This window comes from Luteibacter rhizovicinus DSM 16549 (assembly GCF_001887595.1).
Lineage (GTDB): Bacteria > Pseudomonadota > Gammaproteobacteria > Xanthomonadales > Rhodanobacteraceae > Luteibacter > Luteibacter rhizovicinus.
On record NZ_CP017480.1, the window covers coordinates 2691183 to 2704019 of the forward strand.

15 protein-coding genes are annotated in these 12837 nt (G+C 64.5%); 14 read left to right on the forward strand and 1 reads right to left on the reverse strand.

Annotated elements, in window-relative coordinates; genetic code table 11:
• Window positions 1–26 precede the first annotated feature (26 nt).
• The 11 genes from rpsE (at window position 27) to BJI69_RS12270 (ending at window position 7731) form a co-directional block, all read left to right on the forward strand.
• The gene (rpsE, locus tag BJI69_RS12220; RefSeq protein ID WP_046967240.1) at window positions 27–536 is read left to right on the forward strand and encodes a 30S ribosomal protein S5; all 510 of its coding nucleotides are present in this window, start codon (window positions 27–29) and stop codon (window positions 534–536) included.
• A complete protein-coding gene (rpmD, locus tag BJI69_RS12225) occupies window positions 529–732 on the forward strand; it encodes a 50S ribosomal protein L30 (RefSeq protein WP_046967239.1) in 204 nt (67 codons plus the stop codon). Before rpsE ends, rpmD begins: the two co-directional genes overlap by 8 nt.
• A 5-nt stretch (window positions 733–737) precedes the next feature.
• On the forward strand, window positions 738–1169 hold the full coding sequence (gene rplO / locus BJI69_RS12230; protein WP_046967238.1) for a 50S ribosomal protein L15: 432 nt from the start codon (window positions 738–740) through the stop codon (window positions 1167–1169).
• A 4-nt stretch (window positions 1170–1173) separates the two neighbouring features.
• Window positions 1174–2493, forward strand: coding sequence for a preprotein translocase subunit SecY (secY, locus tag BJI69_RS12235; protein ID WP_046967237.1), 1320 nt, complete (start codon window positions 1174–1176; stop codon window positions 2491–2493).
• Window positions 2494–2618: 125 nt separating this feature from the next.
• On the forward strand, window positions 2619–2975 hold the full coding sequence (gene rpsM, locus BJI69_RS12240) for a 30S ribosomal protein S13 (protein WP_046967236.1): 357 nt from the start codon (window positions 2619–2621) through the stop codon (window positions 2973–2975).
• Window positions 2976–2987: 12 nt separating this feature from the next.
• Window positions 2988–3374 (forward strand): 30S ribosomal protein S11, encoded by a 387-nt coding sequence (gene rpsK, locus BJI69_RS12245; RefSeq protein ID WP_007513384.1) that lies wholly within the window; start codon window positions 2988–2990, stop codon window positions 3372–3374.
• Window positions 3375–3385: 11 nt separating this feature from the next.
• Window positions 3386–4012 (forward strand): 30S ribosomal protein S4, encoded by a 627-nt coding sequence (gene rpsD / locus BJI69_RS12250; RefSeq protein WP_046967235.1) that lies wholly within the window; start codon window positions 3386–3388, stop codon window positions 4010–4012.
• 16 nt (window positions 4013–4028) lie between these two features.
• Entirely contained in the window at window positions 4029–5027 is a 999-nt protein-coding gene (locus BJI69_RS12255) for a DNA-directed RNA polymerase subunit alpha (protein ID WP_046967234.1), read from the forward strand.
• A 209-nt stretch (window positions 5028–5236) separates the two neighbouring features.
• Entirely contained in the window at window positions 5237–5623 is a 387-nt protein-coding gene (gene rplQ, locus BJI69_RS12260) for a 50S ribosomal protein L17 (protein WP_046967233.1), read from the forward strand.
• A 198-nt stretch (window positions 5624–5821) separates the two neighbouring features.
• The gene (locus BJI69_RS12265; RefSeq protein ID WP_046967232.1) at window positions 5822–6313 is read left to right on the forward strand and encodes a disulfide bond formation protein B; all 492 of its coding nucleotides are present in this window, start codon (window positions 5822–5824) and stop codon (window positions 6311–6313) included.
• A gap of 44 nt (window positions 6314–6357) precedes the next feature.
• On the forward strand, window positions 6358–7731 hold the full coding sequence (locus tag BJI69_RS12270; RefSeq protein WP_046967231.1) for a class II 3-deoxy-7-phosphoheptulonate synthase: 1374 nt from the start codon (window positions 6358–6360) through the stop codon (window positions 7729–7731).
• Window positions 7732–7927: 196 nt separating this feature from the next.
• Here the strand turns inward: BJI69_RS12270 and queG are convergent, their stop codons facing one another.
• Window positions 7928–9004 carry a tRNA epoxyqueuosine(34) reductase QueG gene (gene queG / locus BJI69_RS12275; protein WP_046967230.1) on the reverse strand — a complete coding sequence of 359 codons (1077 nt, stop codon included), beginning with the start codon at window positions 9002–9004 and terminating at the stop codon, window positions 7928–7930.
• A gap of 35 nt (window positions 9005–9039) precedes the next feature.
• Here queG and BJI69_RS12280 point away from each other — a divergent pair, with 35 nt between their 5' ends.
• The 3 genes from BJI69_RS12280 to BJI69_RS12290 all read left to right on the forward strand — a co-directional run bounded on the left by BJI69_RS12280 (window position 9040) and on the right by BJI69_RS12290 (window position 12824).
• Window positions 9040–10512: a bifunctional ADP-dependent NAD(P)H-hydrate dehydratase/NAD(P)H-hydrate epimerase gene (locus BJI69_RS12280; RefSeq protein ID WP_046980702.1), complete on the forward strand. Its 1473-nt coding sequence runs from the start codon at window positions 9040–9042 to the stop codon at window positions 10510–10512.
• Window positions 10509–10994: a tRNA (adenosine(37)-N6)-threonylcarbamoyltransferase complex ATPase subunit type 1 TsaE gene (gene tsaE, locus BJI69_RS12285; protein ID WP_046967073.1), complete on the forward strand. Its 486-nt coding sequence runs from the start codon at window positions 10509–10511 to the stop codon at window positions 10992–10994. The genes BJI69_RS12280 and tsaE overlap by 4 nt, the downstream gene beginning before the upstream one ends.
• Window positions 10995–11174: 180 nt before the next feature.
• The gene (locus tag BJI69_RS12290; protein ID WP_046967075.1) at window positions 11175–12824 is read left to right on the forward strand and encodes an N-acetylmuramoyl-L-alanine amidase; all 1650 of its coding nucleotides are present in this window, start codon (window positions 11175–11177) and stop codon (window positions 12822–12824) included.
• The last annotated feature ends 13 nt before the right edge of the window (window positions 12825–12837 follow it).

Here is a 12837-nt window from a genome sequence, read left to right on the forward strand (position 1 = left end):
ATCATTCCGGGCTATCAGGAAAAGAGATGTCCTCGACAGATCGCGAAAATTCGGACGGCATGCTTGAAAAGCTTATCGCCGTCAACCGCGTGGCCAAGACCGTCAAGGGTGGCCGCCAGATGAGCTTCACCGCGCTGACCGTTGTTGGTGATGGCGAAGGTCGCGTCGGTTTTGGTTATGGCAAGGCGCGTGAAGTGCCGGTCGCCATTTCCAAGGCCATGGAACGCGCCCGCCGCAACATGGTCACGATTGAACTGAACCAGGGCACGCTGTGGTACGCCATCAAGGCTAACCACGGTGCGGCTCGCGTCTACATGCAGCCCGCTTCCCAGGGTACCGGCGTCATCGCCGGCGGCGCCATGCGCGCTGTCCTCGAAGTGGTCGGCGTGAAGGACGTGCTCGCCAAGGCCGTCGGCTCGCGCAACCCGATCAACCTCGTCCGCGCGACGATCAAGGGTCTGCAGGCCGTCGCTTCGCCGAAGCGCATCGCCGCCAAGCGTGGCAAGACGATCGAAGAGGTCCTCGGCAATGGCTAAGAACACCGAAACCGCCGTTGGCGGTACCGTCCGCGTCCGCCTGGTCAAGGGCCTGCGCGGTGTGCAGGGTCGTCATCGTCTGAGCGTGAAGGCCCTTGGCCTGAGCCACATCAACGATGTGCGTGAACTGAAGGATAGCCCGCAGGTTCGTGGCCTTATCAATAAGGTCTACTACCTGGTTCGGGTCGAGGAGTAAGAATCATGCGTCTTAACGATCTACGTCCCGGCAAGGGCGCTCGCAAGTCCCGTACCCGCGTCGCTCGCGGTATCGGTTCCGGCCTCGGCAAGACCGCCGGCCGCGGCCATAAGGGTCAGCATGCCCGCGCCGGTAACACGCACCGTTACGGTTTCGAAGGCGGCCAGATGCCGCTGCAGCGTCGTCTCCCGAAGGTGGGCTTCCGCTCCCTGAAGAAGCGCGACACCGAAGAAGTGCGTCTGTACCAGCTGGCTGCCATCAAGGCCGACACGATCGATCTGATCACCCTCCACGCTGCCGGTCTCGTGACCAGCCGCGCGAAGAAGGTCAAGATCGTCCTGAAGGGTGAAATCACCCGCGCGATCAAGCTCTCGGGCGTGCTTGCGACGGCCGGCGCCAAGGCGGCTATCGAAGCCGCCGGCGGCAGCGTGGAGTAATCAGGTGGCTGCAGCGCAGGGCACAACGCTCGGCTCGCTGGGCAAACTGACGGAACTTCGTCAGCGCATCTTTTTCCTGATTGGTGCGCTGGTGGTCTTCCGCCTCGGTTCGTTCATTCCCGTTCCGGGCGTGAATCCCGAGGCGATGACCAGCCTGGTTGAGGGTGGCGGCGGTCTGTTGAACATGGTCAACATGTTCTCCGGCGGTTCGCTTTCCCGCTTCTCGGTGTTCGCTCTCGGTGTGGTGCCGTATATCTCGGCGTCGATCGTGGTGCAGATGATGGGCTCGGTCATTCCGTCGCTCATGGCTCTGCGCAAGGAAGGCGAGTCGGGTCGTCGTAAGATGACCATGTACACGCGCTTCGGCACGGTCGGCCTGGCGGCATTCCAGGCGTTCGGCATCGCTGTCGCCCTGCAGAAGCAGGTCGGCGCGAGCGGTCCGGTGGTCTATATGCCCGGTGCGGGCTTCGTCATGGCATCCGTCGTCGGTCTCACCGCCGGCACGATGTTCCTGATGTGGCTCGGCGAGCAGATCACGGAGCGTGGTATCGGCAACGGCATTTCGATGCTGATCTTTGCCGGTATCGTGGCCGGTCTCCCGGGTGCCATTGCGCACACGCTGACGATGGCGAACAACGGAGAGCTGTCGGTTCTGAAGCTGCTCATGGTGACCGCGCTGATCCTGGCGGTGACCGCTTTCGTGGTGTTCATGGAGCGCGCTCAACGGCGTATCACCGTGAACTACGCGAAGCAGGGCAGTCAGCGCCAGTTCCAGCGCCAGACTTCGCACCTGCCGCTGAAGATCAACATGGCGGGCGTCATTCCGCCGATCTTCGCGACCAGCCTCTTGCTCTTCCCCGCGACTGCGGCGACCTGGTTCGGCACTGCCCACCAGTCGCGTTGGTTGCAGTGGTTGACCACGGCGCTGAGCCCGGGTGAACCGGTGCACGACATCGTGTTTGCGGTGCTGGTGATCGGGTTCGCCTTCTTCTATACGGCGATCGTGTTCAACTCGCAGGAAACGGCCGATAACCTCAAGCGTTCGGGCGCGTTGATTCCGGGCATCCGTCCGGGTCGCGCCACGGCAGACTACATCGATGGCGTCATGACCCGGCTTACCGGTGTTGGCGCGGTTTACATCGTCCTGGTCTGCCTGGTGCCCACGTTCATGCAGAACGCCTGGCACGTCCCGTTCTATTTCGGCGGCACTTCGCTGCTGATCGTGGTGGTGGTGGTGATGGACTTTACGGCTCAGGTCCAGGCCCATCTCGTCAGCCACCAGTACGAGAGTCTGCTTAAGAAGTCCAATCTCCGCCGCAGCTGAGACGCAGCGGAGATCCCCAAGTAGGGGAGGCCTTGGCGCCCAGCGCCGCAGGACTTCCCGTTTAGGTTAATTCAGGTTAGAATTGCGCGTTTACCGCGCACGAAACGCATCGGAGACAGTACATCATGGCGCGCATCGCGGGTGTCAATTTGCCAGTCCAGAAGCATGTCTGGGTCGGCCTGCAGAGCATTTATGGAATCGGCCGTTCGCGGGCGAAGAAGGTTTGCGTCGACTCGGGTGTGGTTCCGACCACCCCCATCAAGTCGCTTAGCGAAGGTGAGGTCGAGAAGATCCGCGCCGAGATCGCCAAGTACACGGTCGAGGGCGATCTTCGCCGCGAGATCGGTATGGCGGTCAAGCGCCTCATGGACCTCGGTTGCTATCGTGGCCTGCGCCACCGTCGCGGCCTGCCGGTGCGCGGCCAGCGCACGCGTACCAACGCCCGTACCCGTAAGGGTCCGCGTCGTCCGATCAAGAAGTAACGGATACCGATTATGGCTAAGCCGGTTAAAACCAAGAAGAAGATCAAGCGCGTCGTCACGGATGCCGTGGCCCACGTGCAGGCTTCTTTCAACAACACCATCGTTACGATCACCGATCGCCAGGGCAACGCCCTGTCGTGGGCGACGGCGGGTGGCGCGGGTTTCCGCGGTTCCCGTAAGTCGACCCCGTTCGCCGCTCAGGTGGCAGCCGAAAAGGCTGGCCGCGCTGCTGGCGACTACGGTGTGAAGACCGTGGAAGTTCGCATCAAGGGCCCCGGCCCGGGCCGTGAGTCGGCCGTGCGTTCGCTGAATGCGTTGGGCTACAAAGTGCTCAACATTATTGACGTCACGCCGATTCCGCATAACGGCTGCCGTCCCCCCAAGAAGCGTCGCGTCTAAGGAGCATACCCATGGCCCGTTATCGTGGAGCTACCTGCAAACTTGCGCGTCGTGAAGGTGCCGACCTCGGTCTGAAGAGCCCGGCCCGCGCGCTTGATTCCAAGTGCAAGCTCGAAAACAAACCCGGTCAGCATGGCGCAAACAAGCGCGCCCGTCTGTCCGACTACGCCGTCCAGCTGCGTGAAAAGCAGAAGGTCAAGCGCATCTACGGTGTGCTCGAGCGTCAGTTCAGCAACTACTACACCAAGGCTTCGACCCAGAAGGGCAATACGGGTGAAAACCTGCTGCGCCTGCTGGAAAGCCGTCTCGACAACGTCGTGTTCCGCATGGGTTTCGCGGTTACCCGCGCCCAGGCTCGTCAGCTCGTGGCTCACAAGTCCGTCACGGTCAATGGCAAGAAGGTCAACGTGCCTTCCTACCACGTCCGTCCGGGTGACGAAGTGTCGCTGACCGAGAAGGCGCGCGGCCAGCTGCGCGTCCAGGAAGCGGCGACGGTCTTTGACACGATGGACCTTCGTCCGTCGTGGGTCGAGGTCGACAGCAAGAAGTTCGCAGGCACGTTCAAGGCTGTGCCGGATCGCGGTGACCTGCCGGCCGACATCAACGAAGCCCTGATCGTCGAGCTTTACTCGAAGTAATTCACCGGAGCCTTGCATGGCAGTTTCGTCAACTAGTGTGCTGCGGCCTCGTGGCCTCAGCGTCGAGCAGCTTGGAGCGAACCGCGCTAAGGTGGTGGTCGAGCCGCTCGAGCGTGGCTTTGGTCACACCCTGGGCAACGCGCTGCGTCGCGTGCTGCTCTCTTCGATCCCGGGCAGCGCCATCGTCGAGGTCGAAATCGACGGCGTGCTGCACGAATACACCACGCTTGAGGGTCTGCAGGAGGACGTGATCGAAGTCCTGCTCAACCTCAAGGATGTTGCCATCCGCCAGCACAGTGGTGACGAAGTCACCCTGACGCTGTCGAAGAAGGGCAAGGGCGTGGTCACCGCAGGCGACATCGCGGTTGATCACTCCGTAGAAATCGTCAACCCCGAGCATGTGATCTGCCATCTCACCAAGGATGTGGCACTGAACATGCGCCTGAAGGTGCGTCGTGGCGTCGGCTATCAGCCGGCCAGCGCGCGCCAGCATCCGGATGATGAGACGCGGCCGATCGGCCGTCTGCAGCTCGACGCGTCGTTCGCGCCGGTCCTGCGCGTGGCTTACGAAGTGGACGCCGCTCGTGTCGAGCAGCGCACCAACCTCGATAAGCTCGTGCTCGATATCGAGACGAACGGTACGATCGGTGCTGAAGACGCTGTCCGCAAGGCGGCTGAAATCATCAACGACCAGCTGTCGGTTTTCGGCGATTTCTCGCGCCGCGAGAGCGATTCGACCAAGGCGGAGAAGGGCGGGTTCGATCCGCTCCTGCTGCGTCCGATCGACGATCTCGAACTGACGGTCCGCTCGGCGAACTGCCTCAAGGCCGAAAGCATCTACTACATCGGCGACCTGGTCCAGAAGACCGAAGTCGAGCTGTTGAAGACGCCGAACCTTGGCAAGAAGTCGCTGACGGAAATCAAGGATGTGCTGGGTGGGCGTGGTCTCGCTCTCGGCATGAAGCTCGAAAACTGGCCGCCGCCGGGGCTTTCCCACGGTATGCAGCTGGGCTGATTCAAACGGGGCGACCGCTTTTCGGTCGCCCCGGTCTTTTGCGCCATCCGGCGGATGCCTCGCGCATTTCCTCCGGAATTCCAAAGCGGTCCAAAGAGGCCGTGCTCTTATAGCGAGGCGTTCTTACAGCCTTGCATCAGCGGGTAACCGCGGGAAGCCGCATCATTCTGACGGCTTTTCATAACAACAGACCTTAGAGAGTAAACGCCATGCGCCACCAGAAATCCGGTCGCAAGCTCAACCGCACGAGCAGCCACCGCGAAGCGATGTTCAAGAACATGGCTTCGTCGCTGATCAAGCACGAGCTTATCCGTACCACCCTTCCCAAGGCGAAGGAACTCCGTCGCGTCGCCGAGCCGCTCATCACGCTCGCCAAGACCGATGGCGTTGCCAACCGTCGTCTCGCCTTCGCGCGTCTGCGCGATAAAGAGGCCGTCGGCAAGCTCTTCGTCGAGCTGGGTCCTCGCTACCGCGAGCGTCCCGGTGGCTACCTGCGTATCCTCAAGTGCGGCTTCCGCCCGGGCGACCACGCTCCGATGGCCTACGTCGAACTGGTTGACCGCCCGGCTCGCGCCGAAGCAGTCGACGCCGAATAAGCCTTAACCGGCTGTTTCGAACGAACCCCGGCAGGGTCTCCCTGCCGGGGTTTTTTCGTTTAAGGTCCCGCGACCGGCGTACTGCGACAATTCTTACGCAAGCCCTTGATCCTTGGTTACAAAAGAAACTTTACGTGCTTGCTGACAAGCATGTGCACAAAGGGTTAACGTGGGGGTTCCCCACCCCATATCGCCCCTATGAACCTCTCGTTCCGCGGTCGCTACCTCGCAGGTTTTGTCGTCTGTGTTGCTCTCATGGCTTTCGCGCTCTACGCGCAGTACGTCATGCACCTGGACCCGTGCCCGCTGTGCATCTTCCAGCGCATTGCGGTATGCACCATGGGTGTGTTCTTCCTGGTTGGCGGCCTCCACGCGCCCCGTAAGGTCGGCGCACGAGGCGTCTACGCGCTGCTGATCACGCTGGGCGGTCTGTGGGGTATCGCCACGGCGGGACGCCATCTCTGGTTGCAGTCGCTCCCGGCGGCCGACGTGCCCGCGTGTGGGCCTGGTCTGGGTTACCTGTTCGATGCGTTTCCGTTCACCAAGATGCTGAAGCTTGCGTTCACCGGTTCCGGCGAGTGCGCGAAGATAGAGCCGATCCTCGGCATTCCCATGCCCGGCTGGACGCTGTTCTGGTTCATCGTGCTGACGATCTGGGCCCTGGTGGCCGTCCGTCGCACCGTCCGTTGATTTCCCCGCGCCAAGCAAGGCGCAACCACGAAGGCACCGCCGTCATGCAGCACTCCCTCAAAGCCGTAGCACCCTCGTCCCTCGACTGGGCGCCGGGTTCGTGGCGGTCGAGGACCGCCCTCCAGCAGCCGACGTATAACGACGCCGAGGAGCTCAATCGGGCGCTCGAGCAACTCGGTCAGCTGCCTCCGCTGGTCACCTCCTGGGAAATCCTCGCCCTCAAGCAGCGCATCGCCGAGGCGCAGGACGGTGAGCGTTTCCTGCTTCAGGGCGGGGACTGCGCCGAGAGCTTCGCGGACTGCAATAGCCCGATCATTTCCAACCGGCTCAAGGTGCTGTTGCAGATGAGCCTCGTGCTCGTGCATGGCTTGAAGAAGCCCGTGCTTCGCGTGGGCCGTTTTGCCGGCCAGTACGCGAAGCCGCGCTCGGCCGATAGCGAAACGCGCGACGGTGTCACCTTGCCGGCGTTCCGTGGTGACCTGGTCAATAGCCCGGAATTCACGCCGGAAGCCCGTCGCGCGGATCCGAATCGCCTGATCAAGGCGCACGCGCGTTCGGCGATGACGATGAACTTCGTACGCGCACTCATCGACGGCGGTTTCGCTGATCTGCACCACCCGGAATACTGGGACCTGGCCTGGGTCGAACATTCGCCGCTGGCCGCCGAGTACCGTCGCATGGTCGCCAGCATCGGCGATTCGCTGCGCTTCATGGAAACGCTCGCCGGTCAGTCGATCTCCAGCTACTCGCGCGTGGATTTCTACACCTCGCACGAAGCGCTCCTGCTGCATTACGAGGAAGCGCTCACGCGTCAGGTGCCGCGCCAGGATGGCTGGTTCAACCTGTCCACGCATTTCCCGTGGATCGGGATGCGCACGGCGGCACTCGACGGCGCGCATACGGAATACTTCCGCGGCATCCGCAATCCGATCGCGGTGAAGGTCGGACCGACCGTGCAGGCGGACGATCTGCTCCGCTTGATCGACGTATTGAATCCGAACGAAGAACCGGGTCGCCTGACCCTGATTCACCGCATGGGCAACGACAAGATCGGCACGCACCTGCAGCCGCTGCTCGAGGCCGTGAAGCGGGAGGGGCGCCGCGTGCTCTGGGTGGCCGATCCGATGCACGGCAACACCGAGAGCACGACCAACGGCTACAAGACCCGTCGCTTCGCGAACATTGCCGGCGAACTCGACCAGGCCTTCGACATCCACGCGGCCGCCGGCACACGGCTGGGCGGTGTGCATCTGGAACTCACCGGTGAGGACGTTACCGAATGCCTCGGCGGCGCCCGCGATCTGGTCGAGGGCGATCTCGACCGTGCGTACCGCTCGATGGTCGATCCACGCCTGAACTACGAACAGTCGCTGGAGATGGCGATGCTGATCGTGCGGAAGTCAGGTGGCATGGTTTGATTGCTGCAAACATGTGTTAACCGAGCCCGGCCTTGCGCCGGGCTTTTTTTGGCGTATCGGTTCACTCGCGTTGCGAGTGCGCGTTTTGAGCGGCTCGCGCCGCCGCTCGCGTGGAGGTTCGTCGCGCAGAGCCTTCGGTGCCCACCCTCGCTGGGGAGGGTGGACACCAAGGTCTCCTGCGCGAGACGCTCAAGTGTTACGAGCTCGAGCGCAACGCATGTTGCGCACGAGCCCAGGCCACGTGTTCACGCACGACGTCCGACGGATCATCCGCGCGTGCTTCGAGTGCGGTGAGAATCTCGGTGCTCGTCGGTGCGTTGCCCAATCCAACGGCGAGATTGCGCAGCCAGCCTTCGTAGCCGGTGCGGCGGATCGCCATGCCTTCGGTGCGGGACAGGAACTCCGCTTCGGTCCATGCGAAGAGATCCACCAGCTTCGGTCCATCCAGGCTATGACGTGGCGCGAAGTCGGGCTCGGTCGCTTCTTGTGCGAACTTGTTCCAGGGGCAGATCAGCTGGCAGTCGTCGCAACCGAAGATACGGTTGCCGATCGGCGCGCGTAGTTCTTCGGGGATGCTGCCCTTCAGTTCGATGGTGAGGTAGGAGATGCATTTGCGCGCGTCCAGGCGATACGGCGCGACGATGGCCTGGGTCGGGCAGATGTCGATGCAGCGCCGGCAGCTGCCGCAATGCGCGGTGGCGGGCTCGTCCACCGGCAAGGGGAGATCGGTGTACAGCTCGCCGAGGAAGAAATACGAGCCGGCGCGCTTGTTGATCACAACGGTGTGCTTGCCGATCCAGCCGAGGCCGGCATTACGGGCGAGTGCCTTTTCGAGCACGGGGGCGGAGTCGACGTACGCGCGGTAGCCGAAGTCGCCGATGCGCTCGCCGATGCGCGCGGCGAGCTTCTGCAGTCGGTTGCGCATGACCTTGTGATAATCACGGCCGAGTGCGTACCGGGCCACGTAGGCCTTGTCGCCATCGTTGATCACCTCCCACGCATTCGCGGTGCCGGGGGGGATGTAATCCATACGGACGGAGACCACGCGCAGGGTGCCGGGCTCGAGTTCGGCAGGGCGGCTGCGACGCGTTCCGTGACGGGACATGTATTCCATCTCGCCGTGATGGCCGTCCGCCAGCCAGCGCTCCAGGTAGGCCTCGTCGTTGCCGAGGTCGGTGCCGGAGATGCCGACGTCGGCAAACCCGAGCTCGCGTGCCCACGCCTTGATGTCAGTGGCGAGGATGGCGTAGTCGATGGAGGGTGGGGCGGACATACGTGCATTCTACTTGCCCCTTCTATAATCCCCCGATGACCGCACCCAAACTCGGCACCGCTCTCTTCACTTCAGCGCAGGCCCGCGCGATCGACCAGCGCGCGACGGCCGAGCTCGGGATCCCGGGATTCGAGCTGATGACACGTGCGGCGGCGGCAGCCTTCGCCATGTTGCACGAGCGCTGGCCGGTGGCCGAGCGGCTACGGGTGGTCTGTGGTGCGGGCAACAACGGCGGCGACGGCTATCTGGTGGCTCGCGACGCACTTGCCGCCGGCCTGGACGTCGATCTGGTCGCTCTCGGCGAACCCAGGGGCGTCGATGCCATCAGGGCTCGCGACACCTTCGTCGCGGCGGGTGGTGAGCCGGTTTCCCTGGCGACCTGGACGGCACTCCCGCCGGCCGACGTGCTGGTCGACGCGATCTACGGCACCGGTCTGAACCGGGCGCCCGAAGGGGATGCACGCCAGGCGATCGAGGCCATGAACGCGTATGGCGCACCCATCCTGGCGCTCGATCTTCCCTCGGGCCTCTCCGCCGACACGGGCGCCACGCCCGGCGTGGCGATCCGCGCGGAGGCGACCGCTACGTTCATCGTGCACAAGCGCGGTTTGCATACCTTTCACTGCGAAGTCGCCGGCGACATCGCGCTGCATACGCTCGGGCTTCCGGAAACGCTGTTCGACTCGCCGGATTCGCATCTCCTGCTGCCCGGGCACCTGCCACCGCGGCCGCGCGAGTCGAACAAGGGAACGAACGGCCACGTGCTCGCCATCGGCGGTGACCATGGCATGGGCGGGGCGGTGCGCATGGCTGCCGAGGCCGCGCTGCGCACGGGCGCCGGTCTGGTCAGTGTCGCCACCCGAGACGAGCACGTGCTGGCCATGAATGCCGCGCGGCCGGAGCTGATGGCGCACGGCGTCAACGGCCCGCAGGCCCTGCAACCCATGCTGGAAAAGGCCTCGGTGCTCGCACTCGGTCCCGGCCTGGGTCAGGCAGCCTGGGGGCACGCTCTATGGACCACCGCGCTCGACGCCGATCTGCCGACGGTGCTCGACGCCGATGGCCTGAACCTGCTCCATGCCGAAGAGCGGTCCCTGCCCAGGATAGTCGTGCTGACGCCGCATCCCGGCGAGGCCGGTCGCTTGCTGGGTATCGACACGAAAGCCGTGCAGGCCGATCGCTTCGCTGCCGTGCGTGAAATGGCCAGGCGCTTCAAGGCGGTGGTCGTGCTCAAGGGCAACGGCAGCCTGATCGCCTCGGCGGCCGGCGAGGTCGCCGTCTGCCCCTGGGGTAACCCGGGCATGGCCAGTGGAGGCATGGGTGACACCCTCACCGGGATCATCGCGGCGCTGTTGGCGCAGGGGTGTAACGCCTATGAGGCAGCCTGCCTTGGCGTGAGCCTGCATGCCCGGGCTGGTGACGTCGCCGCCCAGATGGGCGAGCGCGGGCTGCTTGCCGGCGACCTGCTCGAGCCACTGCGCCGCCTCGTCAATGGGCTGGACGCATGAGCGCCGTCGCCGAGCTGATCCTCGCGGACGAGGAGGCCACCATGGCGCTGGGTCGCCGACTGGCGGACGTTCTCGACGCCGACGGCCTCGTCGCTTTTCTTTATGGCGACCTGGGCGCGGGCAAGACCACGTTCGCCCGCGCCTTTCTCAAGGCGCTCGGTGTCGGCGAGCGGGTCAAGAGTCCGACCTACAGCCTGGTCGAGGGCTACGAGCTCGGCGAGCGGCAGGCCTTCCATCTGGATCTTTATCGCATCGCCGATCCGGGCGAGCTGGAGTGGCTGGGCCTGGACAGCCTGGCGGAGCCCGGCGCCATCGTCCTGGTGGAATGGCCGGAACGGGGTGCCGGTGCCTTGCCGCCCGTCGATCTGGCCTTGAGTTTTCGTCACGAAGGGCCGGGCAGGGCGGTCCGACTCGAGCCGACGTCGCCTAAGGGCGAGCAGATCGTCGCCGCGCTGACCCTGGCGCCGACACCGCAGGCCTAGCATGCGCCCTTGTCCGCGGTTTACGGCCTTTATCCCTGAAAACAGGGGTTTTTCGGCATGCGACGACGTGTCGCTTGCGGCACATTCCTGTACGCCGGTTGACGAAGGTTTCGCAGGTTATGGATTATCAAGGGAAAACGTCTTGCATTCGTCGGGCGCTTGCAGTTCAATCCGGGCCGTATGAGGGGAATGACTATCAAACTTGGCCTGCTTGCGTGCGTGACCGCCATCGCGACGCTGACGGCTGTCGCCGTTTCGGCTGCCGACGTGAAAGCAGCCCGCGCCTGGGCGGGTCCGGAATACACCCGCGTGGTCTTCGATCTGTCCGGTCCGGCCGCCTACAAGATGTCGCAGGGCGATGTGCCCGGCAGCGTCGTGCTGGATATCGCGGGTAGCTCGGTGACGGGTGATTTTTCGGCGCCGGGCGGACAAGGCCTGTTCAAATCGATGAGCGTGAGCAAGCAGGGTGGCTCGGCGCGGCTGGTCGCGACGGTCGATCCCAGGGCGAAGCCGAAGAGCTTCCTGCTCAAGCCGGCCGGCGACTACGGCTATCGCCTGGTGCTGGATCTCTATCCGGGTGGGCAGAGCGATCCGGGCGACAACCCGCCCCCGGCCGCCGACCACGACTCGCCGTCCGTCGCGTCAGCTGGCAACGACGACGACGCTGAGGCATCCGCGCCAGCGCAGGCGCCCCTGCCGACACGCGGCAGCCGCAACTCGCGCAGCAAGTCGGTGCCGGCGGGCAAGCCTCCCATGCTGCCCACCGGTGACCGCAAGGTGGTGGTCGCCATCGACGCCGGTCATGGCGGCGAAGATCCGGGCGCGAAAGGCGCGACCGGCCTTCGCGAGAAGGACGTCACCCTCCAGGTGGCCCGCGAACTGGCTGACCAGATCAACCGCCAGCCCGGCATGCAGGCCGTTCTGACGCGCAACGGCGACTACTTCATTCCGTTGAAGCGGCGCTACGAAATCGCGCGGGAGCACAACGCGGACATGTTCGTGTCCATCCACGCCGACGCCTTCAAGAACGGCGACGCCAAGGGCTCCTCCGTCTGGGTGCTGTCCCCGCGCGGCAAGACCAGTGAGGCCTCACGCTGGCTGGCCGATCGTGAAAACCGCGCCGATCTGGTCGGCGGCGTTTCGCTCGACGACAAGGACGACAGTCTTGCCGCCGTCCTGCTGGACCTCCAGCAGGGCTACGCCATGCAGGCCAGCGAATCCATCGCCGGCAACGTGCTCAAGGCCTTGGGTCGCCTGGGCCCGACGCATCGCGGCTATGTCGAGCGCGCCAACTTCGTCGTGCTGCGCTCGCCGGACGTTCCGTCGATCCTGGTCGAGACCGCGTTCATCACCAACCCGGCGGAAGAAACCCGTCTGCGTGACGACGGTCATCGCCGCGAACTGGCCACGGCCGTGCTCGGCGGTGTGCGCAATTATTTCGAATCGATGCCGCCGCCGGGCACGTGGTTTGCCGCCCAGGCCGCACGCCGCAACGGTGGCTCGCTGGCCAGCACCGCGGCGTCCGCACCAGCGGCGCCGGCCGTCGCTGCCGACGCCGGTGCGGTCGCCTCGGATGCGGTCAAGGCGGCCACGCGCGCTACGCCACCCCGAAAGACCCTGGCCAGGGCCGACACCACGGCCTCGGTGGCGAAGGCATCGAACGGTCGCGCCGATGACAACGTGCGTGACCTGCACCGGGTCAACCGGGGTGAGACGCTCACCGGTATCGCCAACCAGTACGGCGTGTCCGTTGGCGCGCTGAAGATGGCCAACAAGATGAACGACGACAACGTCCGCATCGGCTCGGTCATGGTGATTCCCTCCGGCTGACGCGGTGAGGCGT

Bases quoted from the DNA above. Each gene is read 5' to 3' on its own strand.
- rpsE (WP_046967240.1), top strand. From the start codon at position 27: ATGTCCTCGACAGATCGCGAAAATTCGGACGGCATGCTTGAAAAGCTT.
- rpmD (WP_046967239.1), top strand. From the start codon at position 529: ATGGCTAAGAACACCGAAACCGCCGTTGGCGGTACCGTCCGCGTCCGC.
- rplO (WP_046967238.1), top strand. From the start codon at position 738: ATGCGTCTTAACGATCTACGTCCCGGCAAGGGCGCTCGCAAGTCCCGT.
- rpsM (WP_046967236.1), top strand. From the start codon at position 2,619: ATGGCGCGCATCGCGGGTGTCAATTTGCCAGTCCAGAAGCATGTCTGG.
- rpsK (WP_007513384.1), top strand. From the start codon at position 2,988: ATGGCTAAGCCGGTTAAAACCAAGAAGAAGATCAAGCGCGTCGTCACG.
- rpsD (WP_046967235.1), top strand. From the start codon at position 3,386: ATGGCCCGTTATCGTGGAGCTACCTGCAAACTTGCGCGTCGTGAAGGT.
- BJI69_RS12255 (WP_046967234.1), top strand. From the start codon at position 4,029: ATGGCAGTTTCGTCAACTAGTGTGCTGCGGCCTCGTGGCCTCAGCGTC.
- rplQ (WP_046967233.1), top strand. From the start codon at position 5,237: ATGCGCCACCAGAAATCCGGTCGCAAGCTCAACCGCACGAGCAGCCAC.
- BJI69_RS12265 (WP_046967232.1), top strand. From the start codon at position 5,822: ATGAACCTCTCGTTCCGCGGTCGCTACCTCGCAGGTTTTGTCGTCTGT.
- BJI69_RS12270 (WP_046967231.1), top strand. From the start codon at position 6,358: ATGCAGCACTCCCTCAAAGCCGTAGCACCCTCGTCCCTCGACTGGGCG.
- queG (WP_046967230.1), bottom strand. From the start codon at position 9,004: ATGTCCGCCCCACCCTCCATCGACTACGCCATCCTCGCCACTGACATC.
- BJI69_RS12280 (WP_046980702.1), top strand. From the start codon at position 9,040: ATGACCGCACCCAAACTCGGCACCGCTCTCTTCACTTCAGCGCAGGCC.
- tsaE (WP_046967073.1), top strand. From the start codon at position 10,509: ATGAGCGCCGTCGCCGAGCTGATCCTCGCGGACGAGGAGGCCACCATG.
- BJI69_RS12290 (WP_046967075.1), top strand. From the start codon at position 11,175: ATGAGGGGAATGACTATCAAACTTGGCCTGCTTGCGTGCGTGACCGCC.